Origin of the sequence: Gorillibacterium timonense (genome assembly GCF_001457415.1) — a bacterium.
GTDB classification, from domain to species: Bacteria; Bacillota; Bacilli; order Paenibacillales; family NBRC-103111; genus Gorillibacterium; species Gorillibacterium timonense.
The window spans coordinates 1,197,520-1,214,699 of record NZ_LN881724.1; the positions used below are offsets into that span (position 1 = coordinate 1,197,520).

A 17,180-nucleotide genomic window follows, 5' to 3' on the forward strand; every position below is an offset into this window, starting at 1 on the left:
ATGAATCCGAACGCGGAATTCTATCCGAAGCAGGGCCGAGTAATCCTGCATATTGATATGAACGCTTTTTACTGCTCGGTTCATGAAGCCGTTGAGCCGGAGAAATACCGCGGCAAGCCGGTAGCGGTCGCAGGCAGCGTTGAGCTGCGCCGAGGCATCATTGTCACCTCCTCCTATCCGGCAAGAGCAAAGGGCGTCAAAACAGGCATGCAGGTGAGGGAGGGACTGAAGCTGTGCCCGGAGCTCATCGTGATCCAGCCCGATTTCCACCTGTACCGGAGATTTTCCCGGCGTTTCATGGAGATTGCTGGAGGCTACACCCCGCTTCTCGAAGCGATGTCCATCGACGAGTGCTTCCTTGACATCACCGGCTCCAAGCAGTTTGGAAGTCCGCTTGAGATCGCGGAAGAGATTCAGGAGAAGATCCGGCGCGACCTGCAGCTCCCCTGTTCCATCGGAGTAGCTCCGAACAAGCTGCTCGCCAAGATCGCGTCCGATATGAAGAAGCCGAACGGCTTGACGGTGCTGCGGCTTCGGGATGTTCCGAAGCTACTGTGGGATAAGCCTTGCGACATGCTTTATGGGGTCGGCAAAAAGACGGCGGAGAAGTTAGCCAAGCTGGGCATCCCCACCATCGGCCATTTGGCGCGAGCGGACGTGCAGAAGCTGACGGCCGAATTCGGTGTGCTGGGCGTTTGGCTCAGACGGGCGGCGCAGGGCGTGGACGATTCTCCGGTGAATCCGGTGAGAGAAGCGAGCAAGTCGATCGGACACACGACGACACTGCCGATGGATTTTACCGAACCGGATGATATTCGCCGGGTGTTCCTCAATTTGGCGGATCAGACCACGCGGCGGATGCGCCGGCAGGGTCTTGTCACCTCCACCATCTCGATCACGATACGGGACCCGAACATGAAGACGATCACTCGGGCTTGCACCTTGGATATGCCCACCGAAAGCTTTGATGAAGTCTACAAGGAGGCTTGCCGCCTCTTCGAGAAGCATTGGCCCGCCGGAAAGCCGGTGCGGCTTCTCGGAATCACGCTCGCTCACCTTCAAGCGAAGGCTGAAGCGGCCTTTCAGCTGGATCTGTTCGACTACGAGCAGCAGCCGAAGAAGGAGCAGTTGAATGAAGCGATGGACCGGATTCGCGACAAATTCGGAGAGAGCGCCATACTCACCGCCGGCATGCTGGGAGAGGACCCTTCCGCCTTGATTCGCAATCACAAGGTGCGCGGAACCTCTCTGCAGATGGATCATCTGCGACCGGGAGCGAAGCGGGAAGAAGACGATTGAACAAAAGTGAGATGAAGGAGGCGTGAACGTGAACGCGATATGGGACTATTACAATTCCTACGATGAAGAAAGCCGCTTGGAAAAGGACAATTACCACAAAACCGAATTCGTCACGACCATCCGGCTTCTGGAGCCCTATTTGACCGGTACAAAGACGATATTGGAGGTCGGAGCGGGGACGGGAAGGTATTCTTGCTGGTTGGCGGAGCAAGGGCATAGGGTTACGGCGGTTGACTTTACCCCGAAGCATGTGGAGATCATGCGTAGAAAAATCGCAGAGAAACAGCTTTCCAACATGCGCGCAGAGCTGGGAGATGCACGGGACTTATCCGCTTATGCAGCCGGCAGCTTCGATCTCGTTCTCTGTCTCGGTCCTCTGTATCATATTCAGGATGAAGGCGGAAGAAGGGCCTGCCTAGACGAGTGTCTGCGCGTTTTGAAACCGGGCGGAACCGTTGCGGCGGGCTACATCAATCGGGCGGGGGTCTACCTGAATCAGCTCATGAGGCGACCGGAGGTGCTGCTCCAGCACCCGCCGCTCGTTTTTTTCGACGCGGATCAGCCGGGATCTTTTCCCGATGGATGCTTCGTCCATTCCAGTCCAGCGGAGATGCTCCACTTCATGTCCCCTTATGATTTGCTTGATGTGAAGCATGCTGCTGTTGACGGCCTTGCTCCTTTGATTTGGGACTGCGTGAATCAAATGGATGCGGAGCAGTTTGCCGGATGGGTGGATTACCAATATGCCGTCAGCTGCGATCCTTATCAGTTGGGGAGCAGCGTCCATAACCTCTACATAGGAACCAAACATTAGGATTGAGAGTGTTTCTCAATTGTGTCCAAGAATTGAACTTCACACGGAATTATATTATAGTGAAGAAGAATGAGGATATCATTTAGGAGGAATAGATCGATGGCTAAATATAGCTGGGTGGACAAAGACACCTGCATCGCTTGCGGCGCATGCGGGGCAACCGCACCGGACATTTATGATTACGATGACGACGGTTTGGCGGAAGTGATTTACGGTGGAGACGCCAATCATGGCGTGGCGGAGATCCCGGAAGACCTTCACGACGACCTTCAGGACGCTCAAGACGGATGCCCCACCGACTCCATCAAAGTGGCGGACAGCCCCTTCAATAAATAATCCGTGAAGACACCCCGCCCGGCTCCGCAGAGAGCCGGTTTTTTTCTTTGAGAGATGAAGTTTGGAGACATTGTTGCGCTTTCAGGGTGCAAAATTCGCATCGCCTGTCCGATAATGAAGGTAGACGACAGGGGGAATGAAGAGAGTGAAGGAAGATCTTCAGCACCTGAAACAGTTTGTGAAAGATCATCCCGACAACAAGATGGGCTGGTATTTACTCGGCAGACAATATGAAGAGCAGGGCAAAGAGAAAAAAGCCCTCTACTGTTACGCCAAGGCGGGCGAAGTCTTTGAAGCCTACGAGAAGAAGAAGCTACCGGCCACAGTGGAAAAGGAAGCGGAGCAGTTGGCTGCTGCGGCGGTTCCCTCCGCCTCCCATACGGATGCGACGGATCGTCGTTCTGACGTAGAGGACCACGAGAGCGATTCGACGGATGAAGCGGATGAAGCAGCAAGAGCGGTTGGAAATAAGGTCAAGACGCATTCGCTCAGCCGCAGGCTGCGGCTGGCGGCTATTCTTGCGCTGTTGCTAGCGGGCATCCTCTATTCCCCAAGCATGCATGCTCCCGGTCAGGAAGCGGGAGAGAGGAGCCAGGAGGAGCCAACCGTCACAGCGGCTCCTACAGAGCCGTCTGGGACTCATCCCGTTCAAGCGGCCAAGCCGGCCAAGCTGACGGGAGTTGTGTTTATTGGCAAAGGTTCGAGCGAAGAGGAGAAAAAACAGAAGGCGGGAAGCCTCCTGTTGAATCCTCCGGATTCCGGCGAATCCGTGATGTTGGCGGAAGCGCCGCTTTCTGCGGACAAGAAGTGGATTCTGTGGACGACGAGTCCCCGGCCCCTCTTGGAAGTGAAGCAAACCCAAGGCGGCACGACGGAAATTGATTATTATGATCAGGCATCCTGCCAGTGTACTCCGGATGACGGGGCTCAAGCGGATAAGAAAGCTTCGGACTGGCTTGCGAAAGAGGAAGAGAGGGCGGTTCTGCGCAGCGCGGCAGATGCGTACCAAAAGGAGAAGGGCAGCTTGCCGACGACGGCTGCGGCGCTTGTCGGAGATTATCCCCGCAACCGGTTGTCCGGGTTGACGGCCGCCATGAAGGAGCTTTGGCCGCTCCTCGCAGCAAAGGGTGGAACGGGTGCCACACCATCTCCATCCAGCAGCCCTGCATCTGGAGAAACCGATTCCGATGGGCTTTCCACGCCAAAGGCATCGAAGACTCCGGCCGGATCAGCTCCCCCGGCATCTGGAGCTGTAAATCCGCATACCCCATTGGAACAGCCGCTAGAGATCATCGTGGACCGGCGCAATCACCGTCTTGCCGTGGTGAGCGGTCGGGTGATCCTGCGTAATTATCCCGTGGGCTTAGGTGGCAAGCGGACTCCGACGGGAGTTTTTGAGATCAGCGAGAAGGTGAAGAACCCCAATGGGCGCAGCGACGGTGATTTTGGCAGCCGGGGGATGACGCTGTCCGCGACGGATTATGCCATCCACGGAACCAATGAACCGGAGTCCATCGGCAAAGACGAGTCCTTGGGATGCATTCGTGTGGGGAAGGATGACTTGGAGGAATTATTTGATCTGACGCCGATGGGGACCAAGGTGACAATCACGGATGGTAAGCTGCCCAACGAGCTCATTCGCGCAAAAAGCCGGTTCCATCTGCCCGCTGACGCGAAGGAGACGAATCCGGCTAAGGTCTATCGTTGGTTGGACTAGCTAGCTGCTTACGTAAAGAGAAGCAAGGCAATCATCAGCACGATGACGGCTCCGGCAATCGAACTCACCCAGATGATCGCTTTTTTGTTCGGTTCCTGCTTCTGATAACGCTTGGCATAGCTTGGCTTCTTCTTCATCGGAGCACCATCCTTCACCGGCTTTGTTCAAGATAAAAATTAGGCGAATCACCCCTTTCATTTTAGCATAAAGAAAGCGTTTTAGCAGAGTTTTTTTGTCCGTCTTGTCGGGTTCGAAACGCGTGTCACAGCTAAATGGACTAGGAAAAAAGCTCGTTCTCCTTTTCTTTTTGAGCGTAAAAGAATAAACTGTTTCGAGGGAGTAAAAATTGAGAACGAGACCGCGTTTGCGAACGGATGGAGAGTGAAGCGATTGTTGTACCGATGGGCGGCTAAGCCCTTGCTGTTTCGTATGGACCCGGAAAAAGCCCATCATCTGACGATCGCCGGACTTACAGGAGCCGCTTCCGTACCGGGAATGCTGCCGCTTATGCATGCTATGTACGGGGTTCCGGAGCGGCCAGAGCTCGCGGTCAAGCTGTGGGGCTGCGAGTTTCCGAATCCGGTGGGATTAGCGGCTGGACTCGACAAGAACGGTGTAGCCGTACCCGGACTCGCCGCCATCGGCTTCGGTTTCTTGGAAGTGGGGACGGTGACTCCACGGCCACAGCCTGGCAACCCTCAGCCTCGGCTCTACCGCCTGCCGGAGGATGGTGCGCTCATCAATCGAATGGGCTTCAATAATGAAGGAGCGGGAAGGATGAAGCAAGCGCTTGGACGCCTGCGGACCCGCCCCGTTCCCGTATGCGTGAATATCGGCAAGAACAAGGATACGCCGAACGAACAAGCGGAAGAGGATTACCGGGCTTGTATCCGCGAGCTCTATCCCGAGGCCGATCTGTTTGCGATCAATATCAGTTCGCCGAACACCCCCGGATTGAGGAGCTTGCAGCATGGGGAAGAGCTTCGTAGGCTGCTCGGGGCCGTCAGGGAAGAGATGGACGCCGAGCGCAAGCTGCACGGAGGCGAAGCGAAGGCATTCCTGCTTAAGATCGCTCCGGATCTCACGGATGAGGAGCTAGAGCAGGTGGCCGAGACCGCTCTAGCCGCTGGCGTAAGCGGAATGATTGCGACCAATACGACCTTGGATCGAAGCGGTCTCCAACATCGGAATGCCGGGGAGTCCGGAGGATTAAGCGGCCGGCCGCTCACGAAACGCTCGCATGAGGTCATCCGTCGGCTGTATAAGCTGACCGGAGGGCGGATTCCGCTTGTCGGCTCGGGCGGAATCTTCACGGCGGATGAAGCTTATGAACGAATTCGGGCGGGAGCGAGCCTCGTGGAGATCTATACGGCGCTCATCTATGAAGGGCCGGAGCTTCTGCGGAAGCTGAACGATGGCCTGGCGATGAGGCTTAAAGCCGACGGCTTCCGCCATATCAGCGAGGCGGTAGGAAGCGGCCAGCCTTGAGTCACTAGTGGAAGGAGAAGGACGGATGGACGGAAGAGACTGGAATAAATTTTTGCTTCCCTATGAGCAGGCAGTGGAGGAGCTTAAGGTCAAATTCAAGCTGCTCCGCTCCGAGCTGAAGAAGCGGGAAGAATATTCGCCCATTGAATTTGTCACCGGCCGCGTGAAGCGGATCTCCAGCATTTTGGACAAAGCGAAACGCTTGAACGTCCCGATGGATCAGCTCGAGACGGGCATTGAAGATATAGCAGGCATCCGGATCATGTGCCAATTCATGGAAGACATCGAACGGATGGCCGACTTGATCCGCCATCGCCAAGACATGAAGGTGCTGTATTTCAAGGATTACATCACCAACAAGAAGGACAGCGGTTACCGGAGCTATCACATCATTGTCGAATACCCGGTGCAGTCCGCCCTCGGGATGAAACCGATTTTGGCTGAAATCCAAATTCGGACGCTGGCCATGAACTTCTGGGCGACCATTGAGCATTCGCTCAATTACAAATACAAGGGCGATCTGCCCGATGATGTCAAAATGCGGCTCAGCAAGGCGGCGGAAGCGGCCAACCTGCTCGATGAGGAAATGTCCAGCATCCGCGACGACATCACGGAGAGTCAAAAGCTGTTCGAGGATCGTTCGAATCTGATCAATTCTCTGCTCAACCAAATTCAGATGCTCTATTTTTTCCGCCGGGTGCGGGATGCCGCCCAATTCCAGCTTCGCTTCAACGAACTGTGGGAGAACGAGAACATCTGGGGCCTCAAAGAGCTGTCGGATGACATGGAACGCGCCATCGAGCGGGCCAAAAGGGATTTTGAAGGGAGGTAGCCCGGATGAGCTATGACCCCCTCTATATCGCGCATTTGCATTATTTTAACCGTGAACGGGATTATTTTGAATGCCACGAGGTGCTTGAAGAGCTGTGGCTGAGAGAAGGGCGCAATCTTCTCTATCAAGGGTTGCTGCAGGTGGCCGTAGGCTTGTATCATCACCGAAACGGCAATCTGAATGGAGCGTTCAAGCTGTTCACTGGCGCTCTTCAAAAGCTAGCCCCTTATCCGCCGGATGCACTTGGCATCGATTTGAATCGGCTGCGCCGAGAAAGCGAAGCCTATTTGATCGGTTTACGGCAAGCGACGGAGACGGGGGACGCGGCGAGCTTTCCTTTTTACGATTTGACGATCGACATAATCGACCCTGAGCTTCAGGAGGAAGTGGAGCGGTTGCGCTTGCTTCCTCCGGAGAAGCATGAAAGGGAGCACTAATCGAGCTAGAGGAGCGGCCGATGAAGAAGACAGAGCGCTTGGATAAGATTCTCGCCCATACCGGCTTCGGTACCCGTCGCGAGATCAAGGAGCTCGTAAAGCGGGGGCTTGTCTCCGTCAACGGAAAACCGATCAAGGACAGCGGAATGCAGGTCAACCCGGAGTCCGATGAAATTATGGCGGACGGGGAGCGGGTGGAGTACCGGGAGTTTGTGTACCTGATGCTGCACAAGCCTCCGGGCTATGTGTCGGCGACGGAGGATGTTAGAGATCGTACGGTGCTGGAGCTTCTAGGTGAGGAATACCGGCATTTCGAGTTGTTTCCGGTAGGCCGTCTGGACAAGGATACAGAGGGGCTTCTCCTTCTTACGAACGACGGCAAACTGGCCCACCAGCTGTTGACCCCTCGCAAGCATGTTCCGAAGACCTACTACGCGGAAGTCTCCGGTTTTGTGACGGAGGAAGACCGTGAAGCATTCCGGAAGGGCGTTGAGCTGGACGACGGTTATGTCACACTCCCGGCGGAGCTGGTCATTGAGCATGCGGAAGAGCTTGAAACGGGAAAGCTGTCTCGCATCCGGTTGACTATCCACGAAGGTAAGTTTCATCAAGTAAAGAGAATGTTTCAGTCCGTAGGCAAACAGGTGGTCTACTTGAAGCGGTTATCGATGGGGCAACTCACCCTGGATGATACCCTTCGATTAGGGGAGTACCGGGAGCTGACGGAAATGGAGACGGAAGGATTGAGAAACTCATGAACTGGAAATTGATTGCCCTTGATGTCGACGGAACCTTGATTACGGACGATCATGAGCTGACCGAAGAGAACCGCAAAGCCGTGCGCGAGCTTCACGAGCAAGGAGTGACGGTCGTGCTGTGCACCGGAAGAGGTCCGATCAGCGCCTTGCCGGTCTATGAGCAGCTCGGAACCGGCGGCTTTATGATCACCCACAACGGAGCAACGGTTGTGGAGGCGGCTGAACGGAAGGTGCTGAGCGATTTTCGCATCGAATTCGCCGACCTGAAGCCCTTGGTTGATTACTGCCGGGAGCGCTCCATCCATTACGACTTGTGCACTCCGTTCGATTTATATGTCGAGCATCTGACGGATGAAGAGAAGGCCATGTACGAGAAATATTCGCAAGTGCCGACCGTTATCCGCGATGTGGCTGATGTGGACGAGCCGAAGGTGAAGTTCACCTTGTTCGGCACGGAAGATCAGATGGATAGCGTGGAACGGGACTGGGATTCCATCGGCTGCCCTCTGCGTAAAATCCGCAGCGGTCTCTATTTTATCGACATCATCAATCCCGAAGCCACGAAAGGGAATGCGTTGAAAGCGATGAGCGAGCAGCTCGGCTTTACGCGGGAGCAAGTCGTCGCCATCGGCAATTATTATAACGATGTGGAGATGCTTGAGTGGGCGGGGCTTGGGATCGCGATGGCCAATTCCCCTGACGAGGTCATCCGGCGGGCTGATACGGTCACCGGAAGCAACAACGAGAGCGGAGTCGCTCAGGCGATCCGCAAGTACTTGCTGGAACAGAACTGACCGGAAAAGGTAACGGGTGCAGCGCTTCAAGGGCGGCCTCGAACGCTCGATTCGTCGTTCAACGGAAGAAGCCTTTTCTCCTTGAGATCGGAGGAAAGGCTTCTTTATTGCCGTTCATGGGGGAACTTCATCCGCGAGGGACAGCCCGGGAAGCGCCCCCGGCAGATCCTATAGAGCGGTTAGGAATCTCCGCAAGGCGCATCACAGGCTTACCGCTGGTGTGATTCTTAGTACCAGGTTTTGAGGATGATTACCAGAAGGATGAAAAGCACCAGAACAAAGGCAATGGAACTGCCGTAACCTGCAACAGCCGTCATGCAAAAGCCCTCCTTTTAGTGGTTGTATGCCGATCAACCGGCCGCTTAGCCTCCAGTCTCTTGAGACTGCCGCTGTGAATCATGCGGTTAGCGCTTGACGTCGGCTAATTTCATAATATGAGAGGGCTTAAAAAACGTATGGACGGATGCCCCGATTCGGTAATTTGGGTAAATGCCCGTCTGGTTCTGGTGAATACGGCTAATAGGGGAAGGGACGGCTGTTTGGGGAGGAGGAGGCGAAATCCCGCCGCCTCCCGCCGGTGCCTTTACTTCTGCTGACGCAATCCTTTCGGATAATGGTTCTTCAATTGGCCGCCGCTGATTTTGCCCCATCCCACAGGGAAGCCGGCGACGGTGACGAGCGTCCATCCCTCGGGATAGCCATCGGCTTGAAGCGCTTCGCCACGCAGGAACATGGAGGCGAGCGCATCGTCCGCCTCAAGCGGGAACACCCGCGCCGCATCGCCGCTTTGCGACGCGATGGCGAGGGCGTAGGCCGGCTCGAGGCGGCCCTTCTTGAGCTCCGCAAGATGCAAGCCGGGCCGCAGCACCCGTACGCCATCCAGGCGTTCGGCGGTAAACGCAACGCTCTCTCCATGTGGCAGCCAGTACAGCTGCTCGCCGAAGAGGAGCGGCTCGCCAGTTCCGGCCGCGAAGCCGGGCAGATTCGCGGCTGCGAAATCCTCGAACAGCGCCATCGCTTCCTTGGCCTGCTTCGCGGCGGCTGCGGATGATCCGGCGGCTCTCTTTCCATGCCCCTTGGCCTTGTTTTTATCAGGCCGCACAGGAGGGGAGCTGACCGCCGCGAATCGGCCGAATCCCGCATCTGCGGTGTCCTCGTCACCCGCTTCATCAAGTTCTTCTGCAGCTGCGGAAGCCCATTGAAGAATCGCCACGAAATGGCCTTCTCCTCGCTCGCGATGAGGCCAAATGCGTTCCATGCGCAAGAGCTTGAAGGCCGGATACGTGTCAAGCAGCCAATCGACGATGTCCTCATTCTCTTCCCGATTGAAGGTGCATGTCGAATAACCGAGCACGCCTCCCGGCTTCAGCATGCGGACGGCATCCTTCAGGATGTCCTTCTGGCGCGCCGCACAGAAGGCCGGAGAGTCCGCCGTCCATTCTGCCACCGCTTCCGGGTCCTTGCGGAACATGCCCTCTCCCGAGCAGGGAGCGTCCAGCATGATCCGGTCGAAGAACGCTGGGAATTTATCGGCAAGCGCCTGCGGATTCATGCTGGTGACAACTGCATTTCGCACGCCGGTCCGCTCCAGATTTTCCGAGAGGATCTTGGCTCTTCCGGGATGAATTTCGTTGCTGACAAGCAGCCCGCTGCCTTTCATCCGAAAGGCGATCTGCGTCGATTTGCCACCGGGTGCAGCGGCGAGGTCGAGGACGGTTTCACCCGGCTCGGGAGCAAGCAGCTCAGCGGAAGACATGGCGGACGGTTCCTGGATATAGTAGAGGCCTGCCGCGTGGAGTACGCTTCGTCCGGGCCTGGCGGAATCGGGATAATAGGAACCGGTGGAGCACCAGGATATCGGTTCCAGCGAGAATTCCTGTTCGATGCTCCGCCAAACCGGATGATCGGCGGATAGTTTAAGTGAGTTGCGGCGCAAGCCTTGGGTCCGCGAATCGGCATAAGTAGCAAGAAATGCGTCGGCTTCCGCCCCAAGCTGCTCCCGGATGCGTTCGATAAAGGCTTCAGGCAATGAAGTCATTGGGTGGAGTCTCCTTCATTCGTCTTTACGGGGGATCCCGTCTCTGTCGTTCTCCATGGTAAACCATCTTTCGGGGAAAGCCAACAGGGGACGTTGTCGCAAAGAAACGAATCGGGTAAGATTTCGTATATAAGAGAGTGTGCCTTACTTGATCAGGATGGATGGGTGCAACGATTTGGCAGACAGGAGAGGGGAGCGCGTTCATGAAGACCTTTACCCGCGGGATGAGTTTGGTTGCTTTAATCCTGGCATTCACTTTGCTTCCGCTTCCCGGAACGGCCGCTCCCGCTCATGCCGGGGCGTTCAGCCGAATCAAGAGCTTTTTTCAGCTTCCCGGTGAAGTGGACAAGCTTCAGGACAATTATCAGCAAATACAGGACCAATACGAGGATACCCGACAAGAGCTTGAATCGACCCGCAAGCAGGCGGAGGAGACGGCTCTGAAAGCACAGCAGACCGCGGAAGAGCTTCTCGCCGAGCAGGAGCGCCTCGCCAAGGAAAATGCTCTTTTGGCCGAAGAAAACCGACAGCTCGCTGTGACCTTGGAGGAACTCAAGAACACCAACGAGCTGCGGCAAAAAGCGAATCGGCGGCTGAGGACAGCGCTCTATACCGGAGCGGGTTTGATCGCCGCAGCCTTCCTGGCCGGTCGCTTTACTCGGTTTGCTCTGCGCAAAGGACGATAATGAGACCGACTTGTAGGGCACAAGCGGATGATACCGGGCACCCGCCGCTGGTTGATCCAGTCGGGTTCGCCCATGATCCGGCTCATGAAACAACGAACATTTCCAAGAGAGGAGGGAGGCCCTATGCTTCTACAGGCGGATGATTCGGGCGGTGCAGGCTATGGAGCAAACGGAGCCCGGGTTATGCTTCATGATGGAGAACTGCTTCATCTGTTGAACCCGAAAGCGCTCGTCGCCTTTCGTGGCGCTCCGTCTCTGAGAGAGGATCGCTTCATGGATCTCAAGGGCATGTACCGCAAGCGCAAATTGATTCGTTCCGACCTGTCCGGTCCTTCGGAATTCATCCTTTCTCTTCCCGCCGGATACCACTTGAAGCTGCTTCCGTTAACGGCAGGTACCGACCTCCTGTTCGATATCCGCAGCATTCTCTTTTTTGAGGAAGGGATCTCCATGAAGAGTGTGCTGTTGAAAGTGAAAAATATGATCGTCACTCGAGAGTTTCTCAAGATGAAATTTACCGGCACCGGCGCTCTCGGCATCCTCTCGCGCGGTCCTCTCTATGAGATGAAGCTTGATCCTGACGTTCCGGTATATGTGGATTCCCGCTGTCTGGTCGCTTATCCGGAGAATGCGAAGGTGGACCTGTGTGTCTACGGCAATCATCTGGCCAGCCAGCATATGAATTACCAATGGGAAATCCGCGGGACCGGCAGCGTGCTGCTGCAAACAGGGACGACGGAGGCGGAGCTTGAAGCCGAGCATCCGAACGATGGACTTATCAAGCGGGTTCTGCGCGAAGTGATCCCATTCGGCGGTGTCATTATTAAATAACTCGAGAGAATGATCCTTTACCCTACCCTTGAGGTAAGCTCATTCATCGATCAAGCTTTCGTCGGAACTCCTGCAGCTCTGACGAACACGGCCGGGTCCCAAACTCGATGCCGTCCTTTTAGCGGGTATGTGCCCGATACCTGATACTCGATTCAGGCTTTCAACTTTGCGGCGAGCCGTTCCGTCTCTTCGGCCTCTCTTGCCGGATCAATCCGGGCGAACAACGGCTCGATCGAGCCGAGCACCGTCCCGGAAGCGACTTCCGTGAACGCCCATCGATGAGACTGGAGAGCGTCCGCCTGAAACGTTTCCGTATCCGGTTCACTGAGTTCACTGAGGGGCCTTGGTTCTCCAAGGAAGCCTGCAAGCTTCGCACAGGCAAAAGGCAGGAACGGAGAAAGCAGCCGCTCCAGGTTGGCGATGATCTGCACGCAGGTGTAGAGGGTATCCGCCGCATGGGGAGGATTCGTCTGCACCTCGCTCCAGGGCTTCCGCTCGTCGAAATACTTGTTGGCGCGGCGGATGAACCCGAAGCACTCCTCCAGCGCTTTTTTTAGCTCTGCTTTTTCGATTAGAGCGCTCATCCGGTCATACAGTCCTCTTAGCTCGCGCTCGATGCTCTCATCCAATCGTCCGTTCGGTACCCGGCCATCGAACGATTTCACGATAAAGACCAGCGAGCGATGTACAAAATTGCCGAAGGCGTTGACCAGCTCGCCGTTGTGGCTGCGGATGAACTCGTGCCAGCTGAAATCACCATCATGCTTTTCCGGTGAATTAACCGTAATGAAATAACGAAGCGAGTCGGGCTCATAACGCTCCAGCACATCCGGCACCCAGACTGCCCATCCTCGGCTGGTGGATATCTTTTGTCCCTCTAAGGTCAGGTATTCGCCGGATACGATTCGGTCGGGTAGATGCAGTCCGCCTGAACCGAGCAGGAGAGCGGGCAGGATGACCGTGTGAAACGGAATGTTATCCTTCCCATGAATGTAGTAAGCGAGCGCTCCTTCGCTCCAGAAGGGAAGGTAGTCGTTACCGGTGTCCTCCGCCCATTTGCGGCTGGCGGTCCAATAGCCGCTGACGGCTTCGATCCAGACGTAGATCTTCTTGCCTTCAAAGCCTTCGACCGGAACATCGATTCCCCAAGGCAGGTCGCGGGTAGCTGCCCGGTCGACCAGCCCTTCCTCCAGATAGCGCCGAGTCAGGTGAACGGCGTTCTCTCTCCAGCCTTCCGCTTCCCGAGCATAGCGTTCGAGCTCCTCCTGAAAGCGGGAGAGCAGCAGGTAATAGTGCTGGGTTGAGCGGGTCTCCGGTTCGGCTCCGCACAGCTTACATCGGCGCTCCGTCAAATCGGTCGGATCGAGCACCGACTGGCATGCCTCGCATTGATCCCCGCGGGCATGCGCTCCGCAGCGCGGGCATGTGCCTTCCACGTAACGGTCGGGCAGGAATTTCGAGCAGGCTGGACAATAGGTTTGACCGACCTCGCGGAGCTCCAGACAGCCGCTGTTGAGCAAGCGGAGGAAGAGCTCTTGGACATAATGGTAATGATGCGGCGCATCCGTTCGGGTGTACAGGTCGTAGCTGAAGCCGAGCTGCCGGAAGCACTCCGTGAACTCCTGGTGATAGAAGTCGGCGATGGCCGAAGGTTCGACTCCTTCCTTTTCCGCCCGAATGGCAATGGGAGTGCCATGGCAGTCGCTGCCGGATACATAAAGCACGTCCTCCCCTTTCATGCGGTAATAGCGGGCGAGAATATCGCCGGGGAGCAGGCTGGACAGATGGCCGAGATGCAGGGAGCCGTTGGCGTAAGGCCAGGCCCCGCCGATGAAGATGGGCATGGGTTAATCTCCTCTCACGGATATGGGATGTCGAATCGGGCGTGAAAAAAACAAAAATCCCTCGTCACCCGGACTTGTAGAAGTCCAAGGGACGAGGGATTACCCGCGTGTTACCACCCATGTTCACCGGTTTCTCGCGAAACCGGCCTTTTTGGGTACGCCGCATAGATGGATGCGGTATACCCAACTCGTGTTTCAAAACCGTGCATGATACCCGGTTTGATAACACGAGCTGCGCGATAACGGACGCAGGATTCCGGCGCAGCCTACAGCCCTCGCGGGGTTCGATGCGCAGCTCCGAGACCATGTTCCCCGCAGGCTTCGCTGCCCCTTCTCAGCGGACGGGGGCTCTCTGGTGAGCGATGCGATGCAGGTACTCTTTCTCTTCTCAGCTTTTTCCAGCCGAACGATTCGATTGCTGACTAGTATAACACACTTTTCTCAAAAAACTAGCCGCCTCGTCAAAAATCCGCCTTATTCAGGTGATTACCACAACAGCCCTGTAATCTGCCCTTTTCAGCTTTGCCGTATGAAAGGTACAATAGAGGGAGCAAGAATCGATTCCGCTTCGGTTTCGTGTGACAGCAATCAACCGCGATAGAGGGCGCTAGCCCGAACGAAAGCGAGATAGCCAGACTGCCCCAGTTGCCGATGCCCTCCCGCCAAGAGGCAGCAAGTGAGACAACCGGCCAGGATGCAAGTTGAATGGGGGAGACCGACATGAATATTTTGCAAGCTCTGTTTTTTCCGCCCGAGCAGCCGGGCGGGGTATCATCCATGGTTCCGTACATCCAAGAGAGGTTCGCGGCCAAGAAGGGCTGGGAGATGGACCTGTTCTCCCTGCCGAAGCGGATCCGCAACAAGGGAACCGCCCCCGTTGTCTTCGCCACCTTCGATTGGACGATCTATGCGGGAAATCCGATTATTGAAAAATATATTCAGACGTACAAAGACTACCTGTGGTGGACCCGCATGCGACTGGGACCGACCTTCGATCTGATCCATGCCCACCATCCGATCGCCGCTCTTGCGATGAAGGAGGCTTTTCCGGATATTCCGGTGATCGTGACGATTCACTCCAGCTATGAACGGGAGCTTATCCTGAACGGCAAGATTAAGGAAGGAGGAGAAGAGCACGCCTTTCTCACTTCGATCTATCGCGAGGTGGAAGAAAGGACGGATCAAATCCTTACCGTTTCCAGCGCCTTCCGCCAATACCTTGGAGAATATGTGCAGGATTCTGAACGCATCGGCGTCATTCCGAACGGCTTCGACGAACGGCGTTTCCGGCCGGTTCCCCATGAGAATCAAGTGCCGCAGCTCATCACCGTCTGCCGCCTTGTGCCGGCGAAAGGGCTCGATGTGCTGATCGAGGCTTGCGGCTTGCTCAAGAAGAAAGGGCTGCCCTTCGTGCTCCACATGATTGGGGACGGCCCGTCCCGCCAAGATTTGGAGAAGCTTGCGGCTGATTTAAACTTGTATGAGGATACGATCTTTTACGGCTATATGCTTCATCCCGAGGAATTTATGCCCTTCTTCGATATCTTCGTCCTGCCTTCGCGAGCGGAAGCATTCGGGAATGTTTATGCCGAAGCGGCTCTCTGTCTCTTGGCTGTCGTGGGAACGGAGGTAGGCGGCATTCCAGAGCAGATCGAGAACGGGAAGAACGGATTGCTCGTTCCTGTGAATGATGCCGCCGCCCTTGCCGCTGCCCTCGAAAAGCTCATTCTCGACCCGACGTTCCGGTATAATCTGGCCCGCTCCGGTCAGGAAAAGGCCAAACGGGCCTATTCCCTCAACCGGGTCATCAAGCAGCTGGTCAAGGTGTATGAATACTATTCCCATAGACCGACTGAGGAATCGGCCGGTGAAAGTCCGGACGGACCGCAGAAGAGCGATGATGTAACGCTGAGCTAACATCTTAAGGTCGTATGGTTGGCGGTAGAGCAGAGATCCCGGCCGAAGTGTTGATTTCAAGAGTCTTCCTGCAACTACAAAAAGTCTCCCGGAACAAGCTGCCGAATGACGGCTTGTTCCGGGAGTCTTCTTTTCATTCATCATAGATCATCTTGATGGTCATTCCGCCGTCTACGACGAAATTCTGTCCGGTGATGAATCCGGCTTGATCGGAAGAAAGGTAGACGCATAAGTCTGCGATGTCATAAGGGATTCCAACCCGACCGACGGGATGCTGGAGCTTGTCCTGCTCGCTGTGATGGGGTGTCGTTACCCGAGAGGAGAGCTGCCAATCCCGTGTTTCGATCCATCCCGGACTTACGGCATTCACGCGGATGTCGTCCGGTCCGAGGCTTACCGCCATCGCATGGGTGAGGGCGAGAATGCCGCCTTTGGAGGCCGAGTACGCTTCCGTGCCCGCCTCGGACATGAGGGCCCGAGTCGATGACAGGTTTACGATACTCCCTCCGCCGGACTCCTTCATCACCCGGGCAGCTTCCCGCGAACAGAGGAAGCTGCCCCGCAGGTTAACCCCGATCACCCGATCAAAATCTTCCGCCGTTAATTCGAGAAAAGAAGCGTTCCGGCTGATTCCCGCATTGTTGATCAGCACGTCGATTCGGCCGAATTCGTTTGCAGTGAGCTTCACCCAGCGGCGCACATCCTCCTCCGCGGCAACATCCACTTGTAGAAACAGCGCCGTTCCCCCAAAGCTTCGGATGTGCTTGACGACTTCCAACCCGGCTTCCTTGTCCACATCGCAGAGGGAAACCGCATACCCGTTCTCGGCGAATTTGACCGCAAGGGCTCTGCCGATCCCTTGTCCGCCTCCGGTGATGAGAGCTGTTTTTTTCATGGTTCGGCTTTCCCTCCCTTTCCTTGGAATCTCTTACCGAGGTTTCTCGATGCTCTTATGGTGAGATTATACCCGCATTTTCTCCCCTGATCAAAAGAAGCATTGCCACAGGCCTGTTCGTTGGCTAGTATGAAGGAGTAGACTTCGTTTTCCTTCACTTTCCAGAAAGAAGCGATGCAGATGACACCGCCCAAAAAACCGCCCGTTCCCCGAGAAATCACTTATCGAATCGGTCGAAAAACCGGAAAAATTCAAGTTCCGTCTGAAGCCCCTTCCGTCAAGATATCAGCCGTGGATCAGCAAAATGATGAAAGCGTAAGAGGGAGGGAGAAAGGTGGGCGAATCGCTCGCTTTGCCCGGTTGTGCTGGAAGGAAGCTCCTCTTCCTTCCAGCACCTTCTTGCTCGGCTTGGTGCTGGCCGCTCCCGTTCTTACGGCGGCTTTCACCGCTGCACTTTTGTATATGTTGAGGAAGTAATCGTCTGAAGGAGGAGA

At 55.8% G+C, this 17,180-nt stretch carries 18 protein-coding genes; 13 read left to right on the forward strand and 5 right to left on the reverse strand.

Annotation, left to right across the window (positions count from 1 at the left end; translation table 11 throughout):
- The 4 genes from BN2684_RS18085 to BN2684_RS18100 all read left to right on the forward strand — a co-directional run bounded on the left by BN2684_RS18085 (position 1) and on the right by BN2684_RS18100 (position 4,166).
- Entirely contained in the window at positions 1 to 1,299 is a 1,299-nt protein-coding gene (locus BN2684_RS18085) for a DNA polymerase IV (protein WP_082652060.1), read from the forward strand.
- Between the two features lie 28 nt (positions 1,300 to 1,327).
- Complete coding sequence (locus tag BN2684_RS18090) at positions 1,328 to 2,113, forward strand: class I SAM-dependent methyltransferase (RefSeq protein ID WP_058303522.1); 786 nt, start codon at positions 1,328 to 1,330, stop codon at positions 2,111 to 2,113.
- Between the two features lie 99 nt (positions 2,114 to 2,212).
- On the forward strand, positions 2,213 to 2,449 hold the full coding sequence (locus tag BN2684_RS18095; protein WP_058303523.1) for a ferredoxin: 237 nt from the start codon (positions 2,213 to 2,215) through the stop codon (positions 2,447 to 2,449).
- Between the two features lie 202 nt (positions 2,450 to 2,651).
- The gene (locus BN2684_RS18100; RefSeq protein ID WP_234340324.1) at positions 2,652 to 4,166 is read left to right on the forward strand and encodes a L,D-transpeptidase; all 1,515 of its coding nucleotides are present in this window, start codon (positions 2,652 to 2,654) and stop codon (positions 4,164 to 4,166) included.
- An 8-nt stretch (positions 4,167 to 4,174) separates the two neighbouring features.
- Here the strand turns inward: BN2684_RS18100 and BN2684_RS25195 are convergent, their stop codons facing one another.
- Positions 4,175 to 4,303: a hypothetical protein gene (locus BN2684_RS25195; protein ID WP_262360927.1), complete on the reverse strand. Its 129-nt coding sequence runs from the start codon at positions 4,301 to 4,303 to the stop codon at positions 4,175 to 4,177.
- 253 nt (positions 4,304 to 4,556) lie between these two features.
- Between BN2684_RS25195 and BN2684_RS18105 the strand changes: the two genes are divergently transcribed.
- From BN2684_RS18105 to BN2684_RS18125, 5 genes are read left to right on the forward strand one after another with little or no spacing between them, the layout of a single operon-like run.
- The gene (locus tag BN2684_RS18105; RefSeq protein ID WP_058303525.1) at positions 4,557 to 5,654 is read left to right on the forward strand and encodes a quinone-dependent dihydroorotate dehydrogenase; all 1,098 of its coding nucleotides are present in this window, start codon (positions 4,557 to 4,559) and stop codon (positions 5,652 to 5,654) included.
- A gap of 25 nt (positions 5,655 to 5,679) precedes the next feature.
- Positions 5,680 to 6,486 carry a GTP diphosphokinase gene (locus BN2684_RS18110; RefSeq protein WP_058303526.1) on the forward strand — a complete coding sequence of 269 codons (807 nt, stop codon included), beginning with the start codon at positions 5,680 to 5,682 and terminating at the stop codon, positions 6,484 to 6,486.
- A gap of 5 nt (positions 6,487 to 6,491) precedes the next feature.
- Complete coding sequence (locus BN2684_RS18115; RefSeq protein WP_058303527.1) at positions 6,492 to 6,923, forward strand: DUF309 domain-containing protein; 432 nt, start codon at positions 6,492 to 6,494, stop codon at positions 6,921 to 6,923.
- A 20-nt stretch (positions 6,924 to 6,943) separates the two neighbouring features.
- Positions 6,944 to 7,681, forward strand: a complete 738-nt coding sequence (locus BN2684_RS18120; RefSeq protein WP_058303528.1) for a pseudouridine synthase — start codon at positions 6,944 to 6,946, stop codon at positions 7,679 to 7,681.
- Positions 7,678 to 8,475 carry a Cof-type HAD-IIB family hydrolase gene (locus BN2684_RS18125; RefSeq protein ID WP_058303529.1) on the forward strand — a complete coding sequence of 266 codons (798 nt, stop codon included), beginning with the start codon at positions 7,678 to 7,680 and terminating at the stop codon, positions 8,473 to 8,475. Before BN2684_RS18120 ends, BN2684_RS18125 begins: the two co-directional genes overlap by 4 nt.
- 227 nt (positions 8,476 to 8,702) lie before the next feature.
- On the opposite strand, the gene BN2684_RS24015 is transcribed toward BN2684_RS18125, so the two are convergent.
- Both BN2684_RS24015 and BN2684_RS18130 read right to left on the reverse strand, forming a co-directional pair.
- Positions 8,703 to 8,792 carry a YjcZ family sporulation protein gene (locus tag BN2684_RS24015; protein WP_082652063.1) on the reverse strand — a complete coding sequence of 30 codons (90 nt, stop codon included), beginning with the start codon at positions 8,790 to 8,792 and terminating at the stop codon, positions 8,703 to 8,705.
- A 266-nt stretch (positions 8,793 to 9,058) separates the two neighbouring features.
- A complete protein-coding gene (locus BN2684_RS18130; protein WP_058303530.1) occupies positions 9,059 to 10,513 on the reverse strand; it encodes an RsmF rRNA methyltransferase first C-terminal domain-containing protein in 1,455 nt (484 codons plus the stop codon).
- A gap of 203 nt (positions 10,514 to 10,716) precedes the next feature.
- On the opposite strand from BN2684_RS18130, the gene BN2684_RS18135 reads away from it, so the two are divergent.
- Entirely contained in the window at positions 10,717 to 11,199 is a 483-nt protein-coding gene (locus BN2684_RS18135; protein ID WP_058303531.1) for a hypothetical protein, read from the forward strand.
- A gap of 123 nt (positions 11,200 to 11,322) precedes the next feature.
- Entirely contained in the window at positions 11,323 to 12,030 is a 708-nt protein-coding gene (locus BN2684_RS18140; RefSeq protein WP_058303532.1) for an AIM24 family protein, read from the forward strand.
- 152 nt (positions 12,031 to 12,182) lie between these two features.
- Here BN2684_RS18140 and metG read toward each other — a convergent pair whose 3' ends face one another.
- On the reverse strand, positions 12,183 to 13,874 hold the full coding sequence (metG, locus tag BN2684_RS18145) for a methionine--tRNA ligase (protein ID WP_058303533.1): 1,692 nt from the start codon (positions 13,872 to 13,874) through the stop codon (positions 12,183 to 12,185).
- Positions 13,875 to 14,594: 720 nt separating this feature from the next.
- Here metG and BN2684_RS18150 point away from each other — a divergent pair.
- Complete coding sequence (locus BN2684_RS18150; RefSeq protein ID WP_058304620.1) at positions 14,595 to 15,791, forward strand: glycosyltransferase family 4 protein; 1,197 nt, start codon at positions 14,595 to 14,597, stop codon at positions 15,789 to 15,791.
- Between the two features lie 133 nt (positions 15,792 to 15,924).
- On the opposite strand, the gene BN2684_RS18155 is transcribed toward BN2684_RS18150, so the two are convergent.
- The gene (locus BN2684_RS18155; protein ID WP_058303534.1) at positions 15,925 to 16,686 is read right to left on the reverse strand and encodes a glucose 1-dehydrogenase; all 762 of its coding nucleotides are present in this window, start codon (positions 16,684 to 16,686) and stop codon (positions 15,925 to 15,927) included.
- A 180-nt stretch (positions 16,687 to 16,866) separates the two neighbouring features.
- Here BN2684_RS18155 and BN2684_RS18160 point away from each other — a divergent pair, with 180 nt between their 5' ends.
- Positions 16,867 to 17,163, forward strand: a complete 297-nt coding sequence (locus BN2684_RS18160; RefSeq protein ID WP_058303535.1) for a hypothetical protein — start codon at positions 16,867 to 16,869, stop codon at positions 17,161 to 17,163.
- Positions 17,164 to 17,180: the final 17 nt, after the last annotated feature.

Coding starts and splice junctions, on each gene's coding strand:
- BN2684_RS18125 (WP_058303529.1), top strand. CDS start 7,678: ATGAACTGGAAATTGATTGCCCTTGATGTCGACGGAACCTTGATTACG.
- BN2684_RS18085 (WP_082652060.1), top strand. CDS start 1: ATGAATCCGAACGCGGAATTCTATCCGAAGCAGGGCCGAGTAATCCTG.
- BN2684_RS18115 (WP_058303527.1), top strand. CDS start 6,492: ATGAGCTATGACCCCCTCTATATCGCGCATTTGCATTATTTTAACCGT.
- BN2684_RS18160 (WP_058303535.1), top strand. CDS start 16,867: ATGACACCGCCCAAAAAACCGCCCGTTCCCCGAGAAATCACTTATCGA.
- BN2684_RS18110 (WP_058303526.1), top strand. CDS start 5,680: ATGGACGGAAGAGACTGGAATAAATTTTTGCTTCCCTATGAGCAGGCA.
- metG (WP_058303533.1), bottom strand. CDS start 13,874: ATGCCCATCTTCATCGGCGGGGCCTGGCCTTACGCCAACGGCTCCCTG.
- BN2684_RS18155 (WP_058303534.1), bottom strand. CDS start 16,686: ATGAAAAAAACAGCTCTCATCACCGGAGGCGGACAAGGGATCGGCAGA.
- BN2684_RS18135 (WP_058303531.1), top strand. CDS start 10,717: ATGAAGACCTTTACCCGCGGGATGAGTTTGGTTGCTTTAATCCTGGCA.
- BN2684_RS18150 (WP_058304620.1), top strand. CDS start 14,595: ATGAATATTTTGCAAGCTCTGTTTTTTCCGCCCGAGCAGCCGGGCGGG.
- BN2684_RS18130 (WP_058303530.1), bottom strand. CDS start 10,513: ATGACTTCATTGCCTGAAGCCTTTATCGAACGCATCCGGGAGCAGCTT.
- BN2684_RS18140 (WP_058303532.1), top strand. CDS start 11,323: ATGCTTCTACAGGCGGATGATTCGGGCGGTGCAGGCTATGGAGCAAAC.
- BN2684_RS18095 (WP_058303523.1), top strand. CDS start 2,213: ATGGCTAAATATAGCTGGGTGGACAAAGACACCTGCATCGCTTGCGGC.
- BN2684_RS24015 (WP_082652063.1), bottom strand. CDS start 8,792: ATGACGGCTGTTGCAGGTTACGGCAGTTCCATTGCCTTTGTTCTGGTG.
- BN2684_RS25195 (WP_262360927.1), bottom strand. CDS start 4,303: ATGAAGAAGAAGCCAAGCTATGCCAAGCGTTATCAGAAGCAGGAACCG.
- BN2684_RS18120 (WP_058303528.1), top strand. CDS start 6,944: ATGAAGAAGACAGAGCGCTTGGATAAGATTCTCGCCCATACCGGCTTC.
- BN2684_RS18100 (WP_234340324.1), top strand. CDS start 2,652: ATGGGCTGGTATTTACTCGGCAGACAATATGAAGAGCAGGGCAAAGAG.